The organism is Alteromonas sp. DY56-G5, assembly GCF_041414725.1.
GTDB lineage: Bacteria > Pseudomonadota > Gammaproteobacteria > Enterobacterales > Alteromonadaceae > Alteromonas > Alteromonas macleodii.
In genome coordinates this window covers 13,606-34,331 of the sequence record NZ_JANHZQ010000031.1, presented here as the reverse complement: position 1 = coordinate 34,331, position 20,726 = coordinate 13,606, and the positions used below count along the sequence as shown (strand labels likewise).

General features: G+C 45.0%; 15 protein-coding genes and 1 pseudogene. 10 read left to right on the top strand and 6 right to left on the bottom strand.

The genetic code is table 11. The annotated features are described in order from the left end of the window. Positions 1 to 83 precede the first annotated feature (83 nt). Complete coding sequence (locus NO989_RS14930; protein ID WP_156085985.1) at positions 84 to 692, bottom strand: YigZ family protein; 609 nt, start codon at positions 690 to 692, stop codon at positions 84 to 86. 324 nt (positions 693 to 1,016) lie between these two features. Between NO989_RS14930 and NO989_RS14925 the strand changes: the two genes are divergently transcribed. After that, positions 1,017 to 1,340, top strand: a complete 324-nt coding sequence (locus tag NO989_RS14925) for a DUF3718 domain-containing protein (RefSeq protein ID WP_014978455.1) — start codon at positions 1,017 to 1,019, stop codon at positions 1,338 to 1,340. 128 nt (positions 1,341 to 1,468) lie between these two features. Here NO989_RS14925 and NO989_RS14920 read toward each other — a convergent pair whose 3' ends face one another. Both NO989_RS14920 and NO989_RS14915 read right to left on the bottom strand, forming a co-directional pair. Then, on the bottom strand, positions 1,469 to 1,876 hold the full coding sequence (locus NO989_RS14920) for a methyl-accepting chemotaxis protein (protein ID WP_321825600.1): 408 nt from the start codon (positions 1,874 to 1,876) through the stop codon (positions 1,469 to 1,471). Between the two features lie 123 nt (positions 1,877 to 1,999). Further along, positions 2,000 to 2,311 (bottom strand): annotated as a pseudogene (locus NO989_RS14915) (PAS domain-containing protein); the annotation flags it as partial. Positions 2,312 to 2,976: 665 nt separating this feature from the next. On the opposite strand from NO989_RS14915, the gene NO989_RS14910 reads away from it, so the two are divergent. After that, the gene (locus NO989_RS14910) at positions 2,977 to 4,269 is read left to right on the top strand and encodes a TMEM143 family protein (protein ID WP_278344389.1); all 1,293 of its coding nucleotides are present in this window, start codon (positions 2,977 to 2,979) and stop codon (positions 4,267 to 4,269) included. A 122-nt stretch (positions 4,270 to 4,391) separates the two neighbouring features. Here NO989_RS14910 and NO989_RS14905 read toward each other — a convergent pair whose 3' ends face one another. After that, positions 4,392 to 5,309 (bottom strand): LysR family transcriptional regulator, encoded by a 918-nt coding sequence (locus NO989_RS14905; protein WP_156085988.1) that lies wholly within the window; start codon positions 5,307 to 5,309, stop codon positions 4,392 to 4,394. 238 nt (positions 5,310 to 5,547) lie between these two features. Between NO989_RS14905 and NO989_RS14900 the strand changes: the two genes are divergently transcribed. From NO989_RS14900 to sstT, 7 genes are all read left to right on the top strand, one after another. Next, positions 5,548 to 6,516 (top strand): aldo/keto reductase family oxidoreductase, encoded by a 969-nt coding sequence (locus NO989_RS14900; RefSeq protein ID WP_156085989.1) that lies wholly within the window; start codon positions 5,548 to 5,550, stop codon positions 6,514 to 6,516. Then, positions 6,513 to 6,914 (top strand): heme-binding protein, encoded by a 402-nt coding sequence (locus NO989_RS14895; RefSeq protein ID WP_231506413.1) that lies wholly within the window; start codon positions 6,513 to 6,515, stop codon positions 6,912 to 6,914. The genes NO989_RS14900 and NO989_RS14895 overlap by 4 nt, the downstream gene beginning before the upstream one ends. Before the next feature lie 19 nt (positions 6,915 to 6,933). Continuing rightward, on the top strand, positions 6,934 to 8,751 hold the full coding sequence (locus NO989_RS14890) for an alpha-amylase family glycosyl hydrolase (protein WP_371342806.1): 1,818 nt from the start codon (positions 6,934 to 6,936) through the stop codon (positions 8,749 to 8,751). Positions 8,752 to 8,966: 215 nt separating this feature from the next. Beyond that, a complete protein-coding gene (sbcD, locus tag NO989_RS14885) occupies positions 8,967 to 10,499 on the top strand; it encodes an exonuclease subunit SbcD (RefSeq protein ID WP_371342805.1) in 1,533 nt (510 codons plus the stop codon). Between the two features lie 4 nt (positions 10,500 to 10,503). Beyond that, positions 10,504 to 14,241, top strand: a complete 3,738-nt coding sequence (locus NO989_RS14880) for an AAA family ATPase (RefSeq protein WP_168533291.1) — start codon at positions 10,504 to 10,506, stop codon at positions 14,239 to 14,241. 125 nt (positions 14,242 to 14,366) lie between these two features. Then, complete coding sequence (locus tag NO989_RS14875; RefSeq protein ID WP_069943812.1) at positions 14,367 to 15,788, top strand: S41 family peptidase; 1,422 nt, start codon at positions 14,367 to 14,369, stop codon at positions 15,786 to 15,788. A 380-nt stretch (positions 15,789 to 16,168) separates the two neighbouring features. Continuing rightward, on the top strand, positions 16,169 to 17,389 hold the full coding sequence (sstT, locus tag NO989_RS14870) for a serine/threonine transporter SstT (protein ID WP_101563563.1): 1,221 nt from the start codon (positions 16,169 to 16,171) through the stop codon (positions 17,387 to 17,389). Between the two features lie 34 nt (positions 17,390 to 17,423). Here the strand turns inward: sstT and hutG are convergent, their stop codons facing one another. Further along, positions 17,424 to 18,392 carry a formimidoylglutamase gene (gene hutG, locus NO989_RS14865; RefSeq protein WP_156085992.1) on the bottom strand — a complete coding sequence of 323 codons (969 nt, stop codon included), beginning with the start codon at positions 18,390 to 18,392 and terminating at the stop codon, positions 17,424 to 17,426. After that, entirely contained in the window at positions 18,385 to 19,644 is a 1,260-nt protein-coding gene (hutI, locus tag NO989_RS14860; RefSeq protein ID WP_049589040.1) for an imidazolonepropionase, read from the bottom strand. Before hutI ends, hutG begins: the two co-directional genes overlap by 8 nt. Before the next feature lie 192 nt (positions 19,645 to 19,836). On the opposite strand from hutI, the gene NO989_RS14855 reads away from it, so the two are divergent. Continuing rightward, complete coding sequence (locus NO989_RS14855) at positions 19,837 to 20,661, top strand: UTRA domain-containing protein (protein ID WP_049589034.1); 825 nt, start codon at positions 19,837 to 19,839, stop codon at positions 20,659 to 20,661. Positions 20,662 to 20,726 lie beyond the last annotated feature (65 nt).

Here is a 20,726-nt window from a genome sequence, read left to right as displayed (position 1 = left end):
TCTGGTGGTTTTCAGAGCCTTTTTTATTTACATATAGAAACCATCAAAAGCTAGCCCTAATTTTATCACTTGCTTATTGTTTTCTAGGACTTACTCGTTTTCAACTGACACTGAAAAAGCAATGGGGCCATCTGCTTTTTAAAGTCTTGAAGTGCATCTAAAGGTAGCTCAACATTTATTACCACGCTGCTTCCATAGTTACAGTTCGCAATTTTACCTTGAGCTTGCTCTACCAAGTGACGTACAAACTGCTCATGTTTGAAATCGATGTCTACGCTAAGCGCTTCCAGCTTTATCTCTTGTCTTACCTCAAGAGCATCTATGGCTTGCTGTGCTGCAGCCGAGTAAGCCCTTACCAATCCCCCCGCACCTAATTTAATTCCGCCAAAATAACGCGTGACAATAATCATGATGTCGCCGATATCTTTGTGCTGGAGTACATTTAATATGGGTTTACCGGCAGTGCCGCTAGGCTCGCCGTCATCAGCCATCGCCGCGCTACTTGGCGAGTTAGGGTTGCCAAAAACATAAGCCCAGCAATGGTGTCTGGCGTCGGGATACCGTTGTTTCACACTATCTAAAAGCGCCATTGCACTTTCACGAGAATTTGCAAAGCCGGCACAAGCAATGAATTTGCTTTTCTTAATTTCGTACAGGGTTTCAACCTGTTTAGCTGGAACGGGATAAGTCATCAGCGCATTGTAAGCTAAGACAATTTTTTATTTAAGCCAAATAAGGTAAGCAGTGTGTTTTATCGCTCAATAAAACGAAATTTTAGACGACGATAGGCTCAGATAGAACGCAGTGGTCAAAAATACTACTATTTGGCGAATTATCTTGAAAGGTCGTATTTCGTTTACTGTTCTAGCGGGTGCTTATTTCTGGGTTTGTAGTTAAGTTTTTGAATTTAAATAGCTTTGTAAAGTTGGCGCAGTGATTGTAATAGTGAATATGAGTGTGGCCAAGGCGTAACGCCACAACAACGTAACTTCATGTCCCAATAAGGAAATCATGCTATGAAATCACGTATTACTGCTATCGCTATTGTTGCTCTTACCTCTGTGTTCACCGGAAGTGCTTTAGCTTCTGTAGAATTTAAGCCTACCGACGATTCGGTCACCTCTAACCTTTGCGTTGCTGCCGCTACCGGGAACAAGTGGAAGCTACATGAACAAATTAAAGAATCTGCGCTAGATAAAAAGTACGTAGCACAGGACATGACGTGTAACGGACTATCTGTCGCTGCGTTTGTTGATCAATATGGCAAGAACGGGGACAGCATCAAGAAATACCTGAATATTCAACAGCAGCAGATTGCTAGCGTGGTGCACGCAAAATAACCCCCACAATTAAACGGTGCTAGGCTTGTACGTATGCGTACGCGAAAAATCGTTTGTGTGAAAAAGCGGGTTTAAAAAAAAGGGCTGTTGATGATACAACAGCCCTTTTTACTAATTTAACATGACTGCTAGCGTAGAATACCTGATACAGTTTCAGATACATTCAATGCGCCTTTTTGAATTTCATCAATAATGCTTTGCACTTGCGCAATCTGTTGACTATTTTGGTCAACACTGTCTTTAACGCCTGCCATTTTCTTCGTGGATTTGTCAGCAAGCTTTCTGTTCTCTGCCACTACACTTTCAATTTCCACAGTCGAATCGCTGGTACGTTGCGCTAGCTGCCTCACTTCATCTGCTACTACAGCAAATCCTCTACCTTGATCGCCTGCACGTGCAGCTTCAATAGCGGCATTTAGTGCTAAAAGGTTGGTTTGCTCAGCAATGCCACTAATCGTTGTCACAATGGTTTCAATTTTTAGCGATTGCTCACTCAGTTCGTGCATAAGTTGATTGGTTTGCTCAACTTCTAACATGGCTGTATTGAAAATCTCAACGCTTCGTTGAAGTGACGAGGCACCTTCATGGGCAATTTGAGACGTCTCTTCTGCCGTTGATACTGCGAGTTCCGCCGCCTGTGCGATTGCATTCTTTTCGTTAATTGCATCGGTAATGTTAGATGCAAATTTAATAACTTTTACTACTCGGCCCGAAGCGTCAAACACGGGGTTGTACGTTGCTTCCAACCACAATGCGTTACCGTGCGCATCTACGCGCTCAAACTGGCCTGAAGAGAAATTACCCCGGGCAAGGTTATCCCAAAAATTAGGATTTTCTTGATAAAACTTATCGCGACAGAACATGCGATGGTGTTTACCTTGAATGTCGGCCAAACTGTATTTCACTGTTGCAGTAAAATTCTCATTTGCCGTGATAATTGTTCCATCAGGATGAAACTCAATTACCGCCATCGACTTGTTTAGTGCGTCCGTCGCTGCTTTACCGGCAAAATAAGCATTTTCATGTTCAGTGATATCGTGGTAAATGGCATGAATTTCTGTAACGCCATGCTTATTCACCGCTACGTAGCTTGCCTTAAGCCACTTCGTTTCACCTAACGCCGATTTTCTTGCAACCGTGTCGCTAAAGCTGCCGCCATTGACCAAGTGTTGCCAAAACGATTTGTACTGTGACTCAGGTTCAACACCTTCAACGCGCATTGCCGCATGGGAAAACGACGTTGCGGTTGAATTTGAGTAATCCAAAATGGAAAGTAATACGGGAGAGGCAAATGTGCACTGTCCATCGGTACTATAGATGGCATAGGCCATTGTGTTTTTGAACGCATCCAGCGTACCAAGCAAGCCTTGGCTTTCGTCCCTAAGAGCCGAAATGTCATTATTGTATCGAGAACTTGATACGAACATAACGTCTCCGAAAATTACAAGTATAATTAAGAATTAGTGTAGTCTATGTTAACTATATTTAACATTTATGTCGTTTAGATATTAGGCGAAGCCTATGTCTAAGGCATTATCAATTAGGCTTAATTTATTTATAAGTGGTTGTTTTCATTGTTACAGTACGGTAACTATTTTTATCTAACAAGAAACATTCGAACTAATAAGACCACTCGATGCCATTAGAACGCTTTATCCCATTTCGCAAACATGATGTTAGTAGATTGTGTGAAAACGTAATTGTGCAAGAGAGGACTCTTTTTCGTACGTTCTCAACATTGCTCGTTAATCGCATACACTATCAATATCATGAGCAACTTGAGGGTCTGAAAGATAGCTATAACGACTTTGATCCAAACAAAGACACCCGCGATCTTACACCTTCAAGTGAAGCTACTAGGAAGCAAAGCCAAAAGGCGTTTTCGAGTGCGTTTGCCAATCTATTAAACGCAGCCAATTTTGAAAAAGTCACAAACAAAGATTTAGAAGCAGCATTAAACGAAGAGTCGCTGTTTAAAGTGCGCCTAGCGGTTAGCTTCGAAGACTTTGAAGATGTGGTGTTTTATCGACGGGGTGAGTCGGTAAAAACTGAAACGCTGCGTACTTTTTTCGGGTTGCGAAAAAAGCAGGTGTCATTTACCAACTACGACAAAGTGGCCGTTTATATCACTTTTAAAGATGAAGCCTACTTCAAAGAGAAAGGGCATACGCCAGTCACCTTTAAACCTGGCTCCACCATAGTAAAGCTTTTCCAAAACGTACCTAAAGCAGACTTGGAGATGCTGTTTCCCAATAGCGAAGTCAAAATGCGTCCACTAGATAAGTTGATCATTAGTGCATCGGCGGCAATAGGTGGCACCGTGGTGCTAGTGACTAAGTTAGGCGCCTCGCTACTTCTCATGGCATCTTTTCTGGCCTTTTGGCTTGGCTTTAAAGACGATGAAGTGGAATTGACTAAGCAAAGCCTAATAACTTTTGGTATTGGCATGGGTGTATTCGGCAGCTTTATCTTTAAGGAATGGACAAAGTTTAAAAACAGAAAAATCAGGTTTATGAAAGCCTTGTCTGACAACCTCTATTTTAAAAATTTAGACAATAATGCAGGCGTGTTTCATACGTTAATTGATGCAGCAGAGGAAGAGGACTGCAAAGAAGCTTTGTTGGCTTATACATTTTTGCTGAAATGTAGTGAAGTGTCTGTAGAAGGTGGTGCTGCATTCTGCGCGGTGCGTGCAGAGCGCGAGATTGCCGCTGGTGGAATGACATTAGCAACGCTCGATAGTGTAATAGAAAGTTACTTTTCAGAAGAGCTTGATTGTGCGCTCGATTTCGACGTTACTGACGCTATTAATAAGCTGGTGGACATGGAGCTAGTCGAACAATACGGCGATATTTTTGTGGCGCGGGCGCTTAACGATGCTGTGAAGATACTTGATGACTACTGGGATAATATTTATCAGCCTGTTTGATTTACCCTTTAACGTCGATAATAGTACGCCAAGGAATGAAAAGCCTAAGCGAAGCTTTCAAGTCTTATTGCTACTCACTACGCACGTGAATAGCGGCAGGTAAGCGCTGACAGTTTGAGTACTTATCCGCTAAAATAACCTTCGTGTTGTGCTTGTTTAACTGTGTCTAAAAAGGCTTTTATTCTTAGCGATTGATGGGGACGCTGTGGGTGCACAATAAACAGCTGACTGGTGCTTTTTATTGGAGGCACACTCGGTGTCGACCCCGGCTTAATTTCTTCAAAAAGCGCGACCAGTTCACCCGCCTTACTATGCTTTTTCGCCACATAGCTTGGCAGTCTTGCAATGCCGCGGCCTTCCAGCACATGCTGAATGAGCGCCAGATTATCATTAAGTTTTAACCAGCCTTTAACCGCTGTGCGCTTACCGTTTATGAGCCAGTTATCTTGGTCGGGGCCGCAAAAGCACTGGTGCGCATCTAAATCGCTCAACACTTTGGGTGTGCCGGCTTGCTTAAGGTATTGCGGTGCTGCAACTATGGTGTGGCTATAAGTAAATAATGGCTTGGCCACCATATCTTGCGGCGGGTTGTTAGTAGAGCGAAACGCCAAGTCGAAATGACCTCGGTTTAAGTCGTGCCTTTGATAGCTGGTATCTAAATGGAACGAAACATCAGGATGCTGCTGCGAGAAGGAAAAACACAGTTCGCTTAACAAGTAGTGCGCAAACATATTCGGCGCCGTAATGGCGATTATTCCTTCCAGCTGCGTTTGCTCACGTACTAAATTTTGCTCTAGCTCTACCACGCTGCGATTAATCTTCTGTGTATCGGCGTACACTTGTTTACCTTCGTTGGTAAGACTTACTTGGCGTGTTGAGCGCTGCAGCAACTTTACGCCTAACGCAAGTTCAAGCTCCCTTATTTGCTCCGACAGGTAGCCCCTCGATATCTGCATTTTCTCTGCCGCAGCACCAAAGCTTAAGGTTTCTGCTACCGCACTAAACAGCATCAATCGCTCGACTTTTTTATGTGGTTTCATTGGCTAGTTACTTTTTACACGAGATTAAATCGGAGATAAATATTCACAACATGCTCGAAAAACTGCGTCTTGAGCAACGTCACATCAGAAAATGTAGAGTTAGTGATTATATATGGAATACAGCTATTCGCTATAAAGAATAATGATTTCGCTATTGTGCGCTGAAAGGTGGTAACTGCAAGCGTAAACTTGAGCTATCCGAAAGGCCTTTATTAATTCTTTTTTGCGAGCGGTGTATATGAAAAACCTTCCTCTAAATCAGTACATTTCACACGCCAGTCAGCTGGTTTACGGCTGTATGGCTATTGGTGGAGAGTGGGACTTTAACCCATTAACCAAAGATCAAATCCAGCATGCGTTTGCGGCGGTCGATGCTGCGCTAGAAGCCGGTATTACCGTGTTCGATCATGCTGATATATACCGAATGGGTAAAGCAGAACAAGCATTTGGTGAAGTGTTAAAAGCACGCCCTAACTTACGGGAAGAGATAGTGCTTCAGTCTAAATGTGGGATTCGTTTTGAAGATGAACACGGGCCCAAACGTTACGATTTTTCGAAAGACTGGATTGTCACTTCTGTTGAAAACACGCTTTCGCGATTAAATACGGAATATCTCGACCTGCTTTTGCTGCACCGCCCAGACCCATTGATGGAAGAAGAGGAGGTTGCCGCTGCATTTGATGCCTTGTTTGATAGCGGTAAGGTTAAGCACTTTGGCGTGTCGAATATGAGCGGCGTACAAATGCAGCATCTTAATCACTATATTAATCAGCCGCTTATTGCGAATCAGGTTGAGATGAGTCTTACTAACTTAGGCTTTGTGGATGAAGGTATTTATGTCGGTAACCCAGATGGGCAGCATGTGAACTTTACAGCGGGCACACTTCAATACGCAAAGCAAAACAACATTCAAATGCAGTCGTGGGGGCCAGCAAGCCAGGGTAAATATACCGGAGCACCCGCCACGCTAACTGCGCAAGAAGAAGCGACTAAAAAACTCGTTGCGACCTTAGCGCAAAAATATGGTGTATCGCCCGACGCAATCGTGTTGGCTTGGTTAATGCGCCACCCCAGCAACATTCAGCCAATTGTTGGTTCGGCAAACCCCAAGCGTATTAAAGCAAGTGCAGAAGCCGTTACCGTGACGCTTACTCGGGAAGACTGGTACGCATTGTACGTAAGTGCAAAAGGGGTGGAGTTACCATGATGGGTTCTATTTCTTTAACGCAAGCTCAATCAATGATTACAGATAGCATTCATTGGGCGCAAGAAAACAATCAACACATTGCCGTTGCTGTTGTAGACAGTGTGGGTGAGCTTATCGCGTTCTCTCGTATGGATGAAACTAGCCCGCAAACCTGTCTACTAGCGCAGAACAAGGCTTATACGGCAGCCAGAGACAGGCAAAAAACCAGTCAGCTTGCTGCGTGGGCAAAAGAAACGAGCAAAACCATTAACTTTTGGACCGACCCTCGCATCACAGGTATGGCGGGTGGTGTACCTGTAAAAGATAAGGCAGGCAAAGTAGTGGGTGCAATGGGAATTAGCGGTATGGCCGAGTTTGATGACGAAGCGCTAGCTCAAAATATTACTGCTCAGTTTTAACCTACTAAGGAACAGGTTAATGATTCAAAAAACATCTAAAATGACAATGGCCTTTACCGCAATATTGCTTGCGTTAACTGCTTGCAGCCCATCTCTTAACAATAGAGACCCTAACAGCGGTGCGACGAACAGTGGCGAGAACAACAATGCGGCACAGCCACAAAGTAGTTACTTAAAGCGCGACGTGCGCGAAGACGTCTTCTACTTCGTTATGCCAGACAGATTTAACAATGGCGATGTAAGTAACGACAGCGGGGCACCAAAAGGATCGATCTCTCACGGAGGTCTCGACACAACGTCTAAATGGGCGTTTCATGGTGGCGACATGGCGGGCATCGAACAAAAACTGGATTACCTAAAATCTATGGGGATCACCGCTATCTGGATGACACCTATTTTGCGTAATAAAGCTGTGCAGAAAGGTGGTTTTGCCCACCATGGATATTGGATAGTCGACTTCACCGAAATTGACCCTCACTTTGGCAGTAACGCCGATTTAAAGCGCTTGATTGACACTGCGCATAAAAAAGATATTAAAGTATTTTTCGATATCATTACTAACCATACGGCAGACGTGATTAAGTATGAAGAGTGTCACAACGCCGACGGTTCGTTTAAAAGTGGACTAGACCAGTGCACTTATCGCAGCTTGCAGGAAGTGAAAGAGCAAGGGACTTACCGTGCTTTTGTTCCAGAAAAAGAGCAGGGTGAGAAATTTCCAGAATGGCTAAACGACCCGCGCTTTTACCACAATCAAGGTGATACAACTTTTGAAGGTGAAAATAGTTTATATGGCGATTTTAATGGGTTAGATGATATCAATACTTCAGACCCTGAAGTGGTTAAAGGGATGATTGATATTTACACCAAGCTTATCAGTGAATTTAAACCTGACGGCTTTAGAATTGATACGGTAAGGCACGTCCAGTTGCCATTTTGGCAAGCATTCTCACCGGCAATTATGGCGCACGCTAAAGCTGAGGGAATTAAGAACTTTCATGTATTTGGTGAAGTGTATGACCCAAACCCTGAAGCGCTAAGTTCATTCACTACCGAGGGTAAACTTCCTGCCGTGCTTGATTTTGGATTTCAAAGTGCGGTGGGAGGCGTGTTCTTTGAAGACAAGCCAGTGTCGACCATTGAAACTCTGATAGCACAAGATCACCTTTACAATGACGAAGACAGCAACGTTAATCAACTGCTTACTTTTTTAGGCAATCACGATATGGGTCGCCCGGGCTTCTTCTTAAATAAGCATTTACCCAATGCGTCTAACGAAGAAAAGCTGCAGCGCAGTATGCTGGCACATGCCATGATGTTTTTCTCTCGCGGCGTACCTGTCGTTTACTATGGCGATGAGCAGGGCTTTACCGGTGATGGCAACGATGTGGATGCCAGAGAAGATATGATGCCATCTAAGGTAGCTAGCTATAACGACAATACGTTGTTAGGTACTAAGCAAACCACCAAGAATGACAACTTCAACCCTCAGCACCCGCTGTACAAATCTATTGCAGAGTACGCTGCCATTCGCAAGCAGCAGCCGTTACTTCAATATGGAGTGCAAGAAAATAAGTTCTTTGATGATAAAAAGCAGGTGTTTGCCTTCGCCCGCGTAGCGAATGACACAATGCCAAACGGGGGCGTGGCGCAACAAAATGACGAAGCACTTTTAGTTGTGTTTAACGTGTCAGCCGAGCAGCAAACGGTAACGGTTTCTCAGCAGTATGAAAGCTACTTAGTTGTTTCAGGAGCCGCTAAAATTTCCGCTTCTGACAACGGTGAAACACAGATTACTCTGCCAGCTTTTAGCTTTGGGTTGTTTTCATCAAAATAATATCCTGAGCACCAGACGTTTATTAAAGCGTGTGGTGCCTCTTTTTTACCTGCTCCCTGTGAACATGCATCACAGACAAACCATTGTCATAAAACCACAAAATCTCTATAGTTGCTGTACGGTGCGTTGATCAACATCGACACTCCATAGCAGCAGCGCCATTGCGCCGAATGCGTTTCTCTATCTCCAATGCAACAAGCCTGGTTCACTTCTACATGAAAATATTGCATACATCTGACTGGCACTTAGGTCAGAGTTTTTTTACGAAAAGTCGCAAAAACGAACACGCCGCTTTCCTTAAATGGCTTCTTCAACAAGTAGAAGTGCATCAAATAGATGCGATTATTGTCGCGGGTGATGTGTTTGACACGGGCACGCCGCCTAGCTACGCCAGAGAGCTCTACCATGCGTTTATCGGTGAACTTCAGGGGATGCAGTGTACATTGGTGGTGCTGGGGGGAAATCACGATTCAGTATCGGTATTGAACGAAAGTAAGGCGCTACTGAAATACTTAAATAGCCACGTAATTGCCAGTACATACGGCGAATTGAGTGAACAAGTCATTACGCTTAACGATCGCAAGGGGCAGCCCAGTGCCGTACTGTGTGCCGTACCCTTTATTCGCCCACGCGATGTGCTTGTTAGTGAGGCAGGGCAAAGCGGCACTGACAAGCGTCAAGCGCTTGGCGATGCGATAAAGCAGCATTATGGGACGCTTTATAATGAAGCCTTGTCACTGCGCGCTTCAATGGAAGAAAAGCGAATAAAAGACGGCAGTGAAAACAGCGCTGCCATTCCTATTATTGCTACAGGGCACTTAACCGCTTTAGGCGTGAGTCAGTCAGAAAGTGTACGCGATATCTACATCGGCACCCTTGAAGGCTTTGACGCCAAAGGGTTTCCGCCCGCCGATTACATTGCACTTGGGCATATTCACAGGCCACAGAAAGTCGCTAAGACAGAACACATTCGCTATTCAGGCTCACCCATACCGCTAAGTTTTGATGAACTAAACACACAAAAGCAAGTGGTGTTGGTTACGTTTGAAATAGAAAGCACAACGCCAACTATCTCAACGCTTCCGGTACCGCGCTTTCAGGCCATGGAAGTAATAAAAGGGGACTTAAAAGCTATAGAGGCGGCCATTAATAAGAGCGATGCCATCACGTTAGCTTCTCAAACAGATGATGCCGTTAGCGAATTGGATGAAGTAGATAAAGCCCTTAGCGAGTTTAATAAAACCATTAGCGCAACGGATAACGCCATTAGCTCTAAAGACCCAGTGTGGTTATGCATTGAAGTTGAAAAAGAAGACTATCTGACTGATCTACAGCAGCGTATTCAGGGCTTGTTAGAAGGGAAAAACGCTGAGATTTTACAGTTGAAACGCAAGCGTAAGCGCATGGTAAATAGCCTAACAGAAAAGCAAAACGTTCAGCTTAGTGAACTATCGGTAAACGATGTATTTGAAGCGCGTTTGGCACTGGAGAGCATAGAAGATAATCCAACAAGTGAGTTGGCACCAAATGAGTCGGCACCAACTGAGTCGGTACGAGAAACCCTGCTAGATGACGACCAAAGCCCTCGAGCAATGAAACAAGCCGGTTCAGAAAAAAGCGCTTCACGCATAAACCGGATAAGGCAGCTGTTTAATGAAGCGCTAGAGCGGGTGCATACCAATGATGAAGATGCTGAAGTATCAGTAAAGGCACCATTGGCAAACACAACAGAAAATAAAGGCGAGTAATACAATGAGAATACTGACCTTACGCCTTAAAAATCTAAACGCCCTAAAAGGGGAGTGGAAGATAGATTTCACCCAGTCGCCGTTTATCGACAATGGCCTGTTTGCCATAACTGGCCCAACAGGGGCAGGTAAAACCACCCTACTTGATGCCATTTGTTTAGCGCTTTATCACCAAACCCCTCGCTTGGGGCCAATTTCAACGTCTAACAACGACATCATGACCCGCGGCACGGCGGAGTGTTTGGCGGAGGTTGAGTTTGATATTAAAGGCAAAGCATATCGTGCGTTTTGGAGTATGCGTCGGGCCAGAGGGAAAGTTGACGGTAATCTGCAAAGTGCCGAAGTTGAGCTAGCCGAAGTTGAAAGCGGCAAGATATTGGCTTACCAGGTTAGGCCGAAAAGTGAAGAGATTGAAAAGCTGACTGGCCTTAATTTTGCCCGTTTCACCAAGTCTATGATGTTGTCGCAAGGGGATTTTGCTGCGTTTTTAAATGCTAACGAGGCTGACCGAGCCGAGCTGCTTGAAGAGTTAACTGGCACTGAAATTTACGGGCAGATATCACAGGCAGTACATCAGCAATTTAGTGACGCTAAACAAAAGAAAAAAGAGTTTGCGATAAAGCTGGAAGGCGTAACCTTGCTTAGCGACGAGCAAATCGCCCAGCTTGAAGAAGAGCAAGCACAAACCAAGAGCCAAGTCGCCGTGTCTAACCAAACACTTGTTCAGTTACAAAAGCAACAGCAGTGGCAACAAGCGTTTAACGCCAATGAGCAAACCATAAAAGAAGCCAGTGAAGCGCAGCAGACCGCGAATAACGCCATCAATGAGGCGAGACAAGAACTTGATCTTTTAACCCAAAGTGAGCCAGCTGAAAAGCTTCGCCTGCCATTTTTGCAAAAAAACGGGCTTCAGCAAGACGTAACCCGTTATAAAGAAAGGCTTGACGGGAAAGCAGCCCAGTTGCCCGACTTAAAAACGCAAAAGGCACAGCTCAGTTTGGAAGTGATGAACGCTGAACAAGCGTTAGTTCTTACAAAGCAACAAAGCAGTGAGCTTGAAAAGCGCATAAATGAGCAGGTAGTTCCGCTAGATAACCAAATAGCGCAGCTCACTACCGAACAGCAAAAAGCAAACGAAAACGCGGCACGTTTAAGGCAGTCAATAAACGCGTTAACGCTAAAGCGCACAGAAATCGAAAACGCTTCGGCAGATAACAAGACCAAGCTTGGTGAACTGGAAACCTACTTACGTGAACATCAATCACTTAGCGGCATAGCGGAATTTATAAGTGGCTGGAGTGAAACGGCGCGCCATATTGAACATGATAAAAAGCAGTTAGAAACACTGACACAAAGCGTAAATAATCATCGTCAGGCGCTTTCATCCCTAGATGACGCTATTGCAAAGACAAATGAGTCGTTAAGCGCGTTAACGCAGACCTTCGATGACAAAAACGCGCAAGTAGCCAAGTGCGAAAAGGCACTTCAGGCCGCGCTATCTGACAAACCAAGTGATACTAATAGTGCTAATGCAACCAGTAAAGCAAGTCTTCAGCAAGAGCGTGATACCAAGCTTCATCATTGGGATAACGTATTACAGATAGGGCATATTCAACAGCAATATTTGGCACTAGAACAAGAGAAAGTATCGCTGGGTGCGCAAAAGGAAGACTTAGCGAAGAAACTAGCTCAGCAGCAATCTGACCGCCAAGCCTTGGTTGATGCTTACAAGCAAACTCGTAGTAATTTAAAAGACATAGAGGCGCTTATCGCCTTGGATGCTGAAGTGGCGCACCTGCGCGCCCAGCTAAAAAGTGGCGAGCCATGCCCTGTCTGTGGGGCAAACGAGCACACCACGTCTAGCGTGGTTATTGATGTACCTGAAACTATCCAAAAGCGAGATAGCTTAAAGCAGCAGTTAGATGATATTGAGCAGCAAGGGGCGCGGGCAAAAGAAAGTGTTACAAAAACTGAATTCACTCTTGCTCAGGTTAATAAGCAGCTAGAACAGGCAAGCGGGCAACGAGATACGCTGCTAGAAAAGTGGCAGCAGATTTCAAGCGTACTTAGCGCTGATATACCGAGCTTTGAAAAGGTCGACATTAATACTTCGCAAAGCGTCGCTCAATTTACGGAGCAGTTTAAAACTCGTCTCGATGATATTAGTGCCCAATTAACCCGTTTAGAGGAGTGCGAGCAAGCTCTAAATGCTGCATTGCAGGCTAAAAATGAAGCGCAACAGTTGCTACAAGCCAAACAGTCAGAACTTGCAGTTTCTCTGCAGCAGCGCGAAACCTTGGAAAAGCAATTTACAGAACGTAGTGCAGAGTTAGAGAATAAAACAAAAGGGGTTAACGATGGTATTTTAGCGCTTAGGGAAACTATGACGGCGCACGGTGCTGATATTCACAACTTGGCTATTGATGGAATTGCCACGTGGTTAAATGAAAAAGCCGAAGCGCTTAAAACCTATAAACACAATCATCAGCTACACGCTAAACTTAAAGATGAGTTGCAAGGGGTAAGTAGCGCCTTGCTAGTGGTTAGTCGTGATATCGAAAGCGCTGAGAATCAGCTAAAGGATGTATCTGAAGAGCTTGTGCAGCTAGATAATAGTTTAAAGGCGCTGCGAGACTCGCGCAAAACCGTATTCCCAGAAGGGGATATTGCTGAAACAAGGAATAAGGCAAGCGCTGGCCAAGAAATGGCTGAGCGAAACGTGAGTGAATGCAAATCTCGCCTGCAACAAACGGACACTATATTGTCTCGTTTAGAGGCCGAAATTGCCCAGCTCAATGAGCAACTGCGCGAAAAAGAGCAAGCACTTACAGAGGCAACAGAGCACTTTAGCCGTCAGTTGGCGAGCAGCCCATTTGACGATGAGCAAGCGTTTAGCAATGCGCTTTTAGACGAAGATACCCGCAACACCTTACTTGAACTGCAAAAGCGATTAACTCAGCAAAAACAACAAGCAGACTTAAAGCTAGAAAACGCGCTAGCTACCCAACAATCGCTAAAAGCCCATGCTAACGCAGCATTGTGGCAGAGCGAGTTAGAAGAGCACGGTGCACAGTGGCTCGATACGAAAATTACCCAGCAAGCTCAGCAGCGTGACACGCTGTTATCGTCTTTAGGGCAAATAGAACAGCAGCTAAGCGCTAACAATCAAGCCCGCGAAAGGCAGCAACAGCTTGTGGATGAGATGGCTGCGTTTGAGGCCTATTACGACGATATTACTTACCTACACTCGTTAATTGGCTCGGCCAGCGGCGACAAATTCAGACGTTTTGCACAAGGGCTTACTCTGGACAACTTAGTGCAGCTTGCAAATCAGCAGCTTGATAAATTACACGGTCGCTATCAGTTAATTCGAAAAGAAAACGAAGGGTTGGGTTTAAGTGTATTAGACACCTGGCAAGGTGACGTAGTGCGAGATACCAAAACCCTGTCTGGTGGAGAAAGTTTCTTAGTGAGCCTAGCGCTGGCTTTAGCTTTATCTGACTTGGTCAGTCACAAGACCAGTATTGATTCACTGTTTTTGGATGAAGGCTTTGGCACCCTTGATGCTGAAACTTTGGATGTGGCGCTTGATGCACTAGACAACCTAAATGCCAGCGGAAAAATGATTGGTGTGATAAGCCATATTGAAGCCATGAAAGAGCGTATTCCTACTCAGCTTAAAGTGATTAAACGCAACGGTGTGGGCTTAAGTGCACTAGAAAAACCTTATGCGGTGGGGTGAACTCACCGCTTTAGGAATTAGTAGTTAAAACGTTTGCTTACAAGTATGTGCTTGGTAAATGCTCGCAAGATCATGGTTTTATGATACTTTATCGTTATTAAAAGTAGATATGGACATCATATTTAGTGAAACGATTTGCGATATTCCCTCTTTTTGCCTCTTTCTGTACGTTTGGTAGTACCTTTCAGTGTGAAAGTGAGTTTGCATGGCTAAAAAGCACGTTTGAAAACAACGATGCCGGTTTTCAATATAGCGTCGAGAAAAAAGGGCAGGACCTTTATTCGGCCCACAATAGTGCGATTTTGGCGCGAGTACAAAGCGCGAAAAGCGAAGCGCAATGCCACACAGTGCTTAGCGACTGGCTTACATTTTTTCGCAAGGGGCACATTGGTCTTGCGTTAAATACGAATGGCTCAGAGGAAGCGGTACGCGAATCGGTAGTGCATGATTTCGACTTATCGGCATTTAAACAACATTTGAAAAGCCAACGTGACGAAACTCTTGAGGGGATTTGGCAATTCTCAAGCTATACGGTTGCCTTAAAAAAAGAGGGCAATGTCCATAAAGCTTATATCGTTGAAAGTACCAACCCTTCATGGAAGGCGGGACAAGTAAAGTTCATCGTTAATGACCCTGAAGACAACAATACTGCAAAAGTGACGTTTTTTATGGGCGATCACTCCGCCCGACAAATCGATACCATGACACTCTTGGGTAACAATGAAGTGGTGTTGGGCAATAGCTTTATCGTTATGTCGCGAGAGGAACCGCGACAAGAATCATCCCCTGAAATAACACGCTATGTTCGCCTACTAAGTACAAAGGCTCCGCTATTCGAGAAAGTTTCAGAGAACACTGTGTTAGTTCGCATACCGGCTTTCGATCACGCCTTCAAAAAAGACATCGACGCGGTTATCGCTAAGCACCTAGACACGATTTTAAAAACTGAAAACCTCATTATCGACATCCGAGGAAACGGTGGTGGTAGTGACGTAAGCTATGCGTCTTTACTCCCTATTTTATACACTAACCCTATTCGCACTGTAGGCATGGAATACTTATCTACCGAGCTTAACAATTCTAGAATGCTTGGCTTTTTGCAAAACCCTCATTTTAGTGAAGAAGAAAAGCAATGGGCAAAAGACGGGTACGACATTCTTAATCAACACATCGGCAGCTACATCAATATTGATGAAGACGTAACGGTGGAGACATTCGACAAAATTGAACCCTTGCCGAAGAGTATTGGCGTACTTGTTGATTCAAGTAATGGCAGCACCGCTGAGCAGTTCTTACTGGCGGCTAAACAAAGCAAAAAAGTAAAGCTGTTTGGGCAAACTACCGCAGGTGTACTCGATATTTCTAACATGTATCAAACTGATTCGCCGAGCGGTACTTTTACTTTGTATTACAGCCTGACTAAAAGTTTACGCATTCCGCATATGGCCATTGATGGGGTAGGCATTCAGCCAGACTATTATATTGATGGAGAACTTCCTCTTTACCAGTGGACGTCTTATACGCAAAAGATACTTGAAGGCATGTAAACCCTTATAAACGGCAAGCATACGGTTATTTGCGAGTAACTAAGACCAAACAGGTTCATTTGTTGGGCGTTATCCTCTATACCAATCCGCACAGATAATTACCCTCTCAGAAGGCGCTGGCAAGTTTCCTAGCAAAGCGTGGGAATGCAGGAATGGCTGTTCCCTTTCAAATTCCCAGAATGCAGCTAGGAAGCTTGCCAGACCTTCCCAAAGGGCGAGTTTAAAATGTTCGTACTCTTTGTTGTGTTACCTTGATGTAGAACCACTATACCTGCGGTAACACGCCGCGATTACGAACATTTTAACTCTCGCTGAGTGGGTAATTATCTATGTGGACTGGTATCATGGTGCGTCGTCAAAATAATAATGGACCAACATTTATGGATTCAACGTCACGCCCCAGCCTGTTTCAGCGCTACATGAATGGCAGTTTGGTACTGCAAATTATCATTGGTATCGTATGCGGTATTGCGATAGCGAGTTTTTCACCTTCAGCTGCTCAATCAGCAGGGCTATTGGGTAACTTATTTGTAAAAGCCCTAAAAGCAATTGCTCCTTTATTGGTTTTTGTTTTGGTCATGGCGTCCATCGCCAACCATAAGCAAAACGAGCAAACCTTTATCAAACCCGTGCTTGTGCTTTATTTGATGGGCACACTACTGGCCGCGCTCACCGCCGTGTTGGCAAGCTTTGCTTTTCCTACAAGCTTAAGCTTAGTGACTTCAGAAGTTAGCCAAGCTGCGCCGAAAGGTGTATCGGAAGTCCTTACTACTTTGCTTTATAACATGGTAGATAATCCGGTAAATGCATTAGTAAATGGAAATTACATTGGTATTCTCACGTGGGCTGTAGGTCTAGGTTTAGGTCTTCGTCATGCTAGCGAGGCAACGAAAGCGCTACTTCAAAATATGGCAGATAGCGTAACAACTGTGGTGGGTTTTGTTATTAAACTCGCGCCCTTCGGTATTTTCGGCTTGGTAGCTAATACCATTGCTACAACGGGCTTTGAAGCATTGCTTGGCTACTCTCATTTACTAACGGTATTGATTGGCGCGATGCTATTTATCGCACTTGTGACCAACCCCTTGTTAGTATTTCTGGCAACCAAAAAGAACCCTTATCCTTTGGTGTTCAAATGCCTGAAAGAAAGCGGTATTACGGCGTTTTTCACCCGTAGTTCGGCTGCGAATATTCCGGTAAACATGGCGCTGTGTAAACGCTTAAAGCTTGATGAAGACACCTATTCGGTATCTATTCCGTTAGGCGCCACGATTAATATGGCTGGGGCTGCAATCACAATAACCGTGTTGACGCTAGCTGCGGTTAATACCTTGGGAATTTCTGTAGATTTCCCTACTGCTGTATTGTTAAGCGTTATCGCTGCGGTATCAGCATGTGGAAGTTCAGGTGTTGCAGGTGGTTCGCTACTGCTTATTCCGCTTGCCTGTAGCCTGTTCAATATACCCAATGAAGTGGCTATGCAGGTGGTTGCGGTGGGCTTTATTGTTGGCGTACTGCAAGACTCTGCTGAAACAGCATTAAATAGTTCCACTGATGTCTTGTTTACCGCCGCTGCATGTGAAAGGGCAGGCGGCCAGTAAACATAAAAGCGTCAAACGTTAAAGCGTTAACTCGTTAAATGTGCGAGTTTATTGCATCTACTGCTTCAAAAATTAGCCGTGCAGCCAGCTTTGCTGTGCGGCTATCAATATCATAATTGGGGTTCATTTCCGCAACGTCACACAGTTTCCATTGATATCCGTAAGTACTTTGGTGCTGTGCTAAAAAGTGTAGCGTGTTGATAACAAGTGTGGGGGATATTCCCAATGCACTGGGCGCGCTAACGCCAGGTGCTTGTGCTGCTGGAAATGCATCTAAACATACAGTGACGTAAAGCCCATCGATGTCTTTTAGCATCGGAGATAGTAGCTCATCTATTCGCTGCATACACAGTGATTCATCATTTAACGCCACATCGGTTAAATAGCGCGTGTTGGACGTATTGGCAAAGTTAAACAGCGCTGGTGTATTGGCCGCTTTCGATACGCCCAAACAAGCATAATGAAACGGTGAATCGTGTAACTGGCAGTGATCATGCACTTGCCTGAACGGCGTACCTGAACTGGTGTTTGGTGAAGGCTTTCTTAAATCAAAATGGGCGTCGAAATTAATAATTCCAATGCGGGCGCTTTCGGGCTTAGCATTGAAAACCCCTTGATAGCTACCCCATGCAATTTCATGTCCCCCTCCCAGACCGATGACCAAACCATCATTTTGCTTGAGCGCATAGCAAATGGCGTCAGCATATTGGGTTTGTGCCTGGACTAAGTTCTCTTTAGCGGTAACATTCCCTAAATCAGCCAATGCTGCGCTTGGCCAGTGCCAGGGTAAGTTTGCCAGTGCCTGGCGAATAGCGTTTGGACCAGCCGCTGCACCTACGCGGCCTTTGTTAAATGCCACACCTAAATCACTTTCAAAACCAACAAGGGTAACGGCGTTGGCTAATGAATTATCTTCGCCCACTTCAAGTTCGTTAACTTTTTGATGCCAACGTAGGCCCTCAATGCCGTCTTCACTGTCTATTCTGCCTTGCCACTTAAACATGTTTACCTTCCTTAAACACCGCAATGGGGCGGTGGCCATTAATACAATAGGCAAGCTCTGCCGGCGTTTCGATATCCCAAAGTGTTAAGTCAGCAAGCTTACCTGCTTCAATAACACCTCGGTCGTGCAGCCCAAGTGCGCTAGCCGCGTGTGCAGTGGCGCCGCGTAGCGCTTCTTCTGGCGTAAGTTGAAACAGCACACACCCCATATTTATCGCGGTAAGGATTGAGGCTAACGGCGAACTACCTGGATTAAAGTCAGTGGCTAATGCCATGGGCACATTGTGCGCCCTTAGGGCGTCTACCGGCGGCTTTTGAACTTCACTCAAGTAATAAAAAGCGCCTGGTAAAAGCACGGCAACGGTGCCACTTTGGGCAAGTAAGGGAATATCGCTGTCAGCTAAATATTCGATGTGGTCTACCGATAGTGCGCCGTACTTAGCTGCTAGCACTGCGCCTTTGCTGTCGCTAAGCTGTTCTACATGAGCTTTAATGGGTAAAGCGTGCTGCTGTGCACAGCTAAACACTCTTTCTGTTTGTGAAGTTGAAAATCCAATAGTTTCACAAAATACATCAACGGCGTCAGCTAAGTTTTGCGAAGCAATGTGAGGAAGTGCCTCGTTGCAAATGAAATCGATATATCCTTCTGAGTCGTCAGCAAATTCATTGGGCAAGGCGTGAGCGCCTAAATAGGTAGTTTGAATACTCACAGGAAGATGCTGCTCAAGGGATTTAGCCACGCGTAACATGCGCACTTCAGTGTCTAAATCCAGCCCGTAACCTGATTTGACTTCAATGGTGGTGACACCTTCTTCGCACAGTCGCTTTGCGCGTTTTATCGCAGTGTGAAGCAGGGTGTTTTCGTCAGAGCGTCGAGTTTTTTCAACCGTCCCTTTAATACCACCGCCGCGCTGCGCAATGTCTACATAACTTGCGCCTTGCAATCGCATTTCGAATTCTTCGGCGCGATTGCCGCCATACACCAGATGCGTATGACAATCGATGAAGCCAGGCAATAGCCACGGGTGTTTGGGCGTTGAACCTTCATTTTGGGGAATTAGGGTAGTGGCATCTATTACGCTTTTGGCCTGCTCAAACACGTCGTCTAGTGAGTCATCGCAAGGAAGTAACGCAGCAATTTTGCCGTCTTTTATGGCAATGGCGTGTGGCGGTAATTCACCATAAGGCAACTCGTTGTCTTGCATAGACGCAATGCGAACATTGTAAATAAGCGTGTCGTACTGATAACCCATAACGTGCTCCACTCTAAGCCACCTCTTGTCTGGTTTTTTCGTCTAACTGGTCGTCTAGTTCTTTGTCTGGCTTTGTCCAAAATCTTTACTGAAACGCAGTGTAAATTTTGAGTTCAGTGTACTTGTGCATACTTGTATATACAAGTATGCTGTTAGCATATTATTAACAATTTAGTTGTGAATGGCCACGATATGCAACCTCGGTACAGAGTAATTAAGACAGCAATTTTGGATGCCATCGAAAGTGGTGAGATGAAGCCGGGTAGCCAAGTGCCTTCAGAAAACCAACTTGCCCAGCAGCACCGTGTAAGCCGAATGACTGCGCGAAGAGCGTTAAGTGAAATGGTGGACGAGGGCATTTTGATGCGCAGCCAGGGGATAGGCACGTTTGTGTCAGATAGTCGCCCTATGAGCTCAATGCTTGAGATCAAAAGTATTCGCGATGAAATAGAGCAACGGGGGCATAGATACACTAACGAGATATTAGTGTTGGAAACCTCGCCAGCCAGTGATGCTATTGCTCAACGACTGGGAATCGATGTGGGAGAGCCAGTATTTCATAGCATTATCGTACACTGCGAGAACAACCTACCCGTGCAGTATGAAGACAGGTGGGTTAACCCTGCATGGATTAACGACTATTTAGATAAAGATTTTAAAGCTCAAACTGCAAACTTTTATTTGAATCAGGTCGCGCCCCTTTCACAAGCCGATCACAGCGTAGAAGCTGTGGTTGTTGAAAAAGATATTGCACAAGCACTATTGATTAAGCCTAAAGAGCCGTGTCTGAAGATTACTCGACGAACCTTCTCTCGAGTGCCCAGCGCAATAACCAGCGATGAGAGCAATATTGGCGAGCCCTCGACGGCGAATGCCCAGTTAGGGAACGGCTTAAAGGCTACGTCAGATACATCCGTGAATAATAGTCCAAAAGCGAGTTCAAGCGCAGTGGTTAGCCACGCGGTGCTGTATCACCCAGGCAGTCGATACCGCTTGGGAGGACACTTGGAGTTCTAAGTGTCATTGCGCCAAAGGCGCTAGCAACTCATTACTTTCTAAAAAGATGACACTTCCTAATAAAA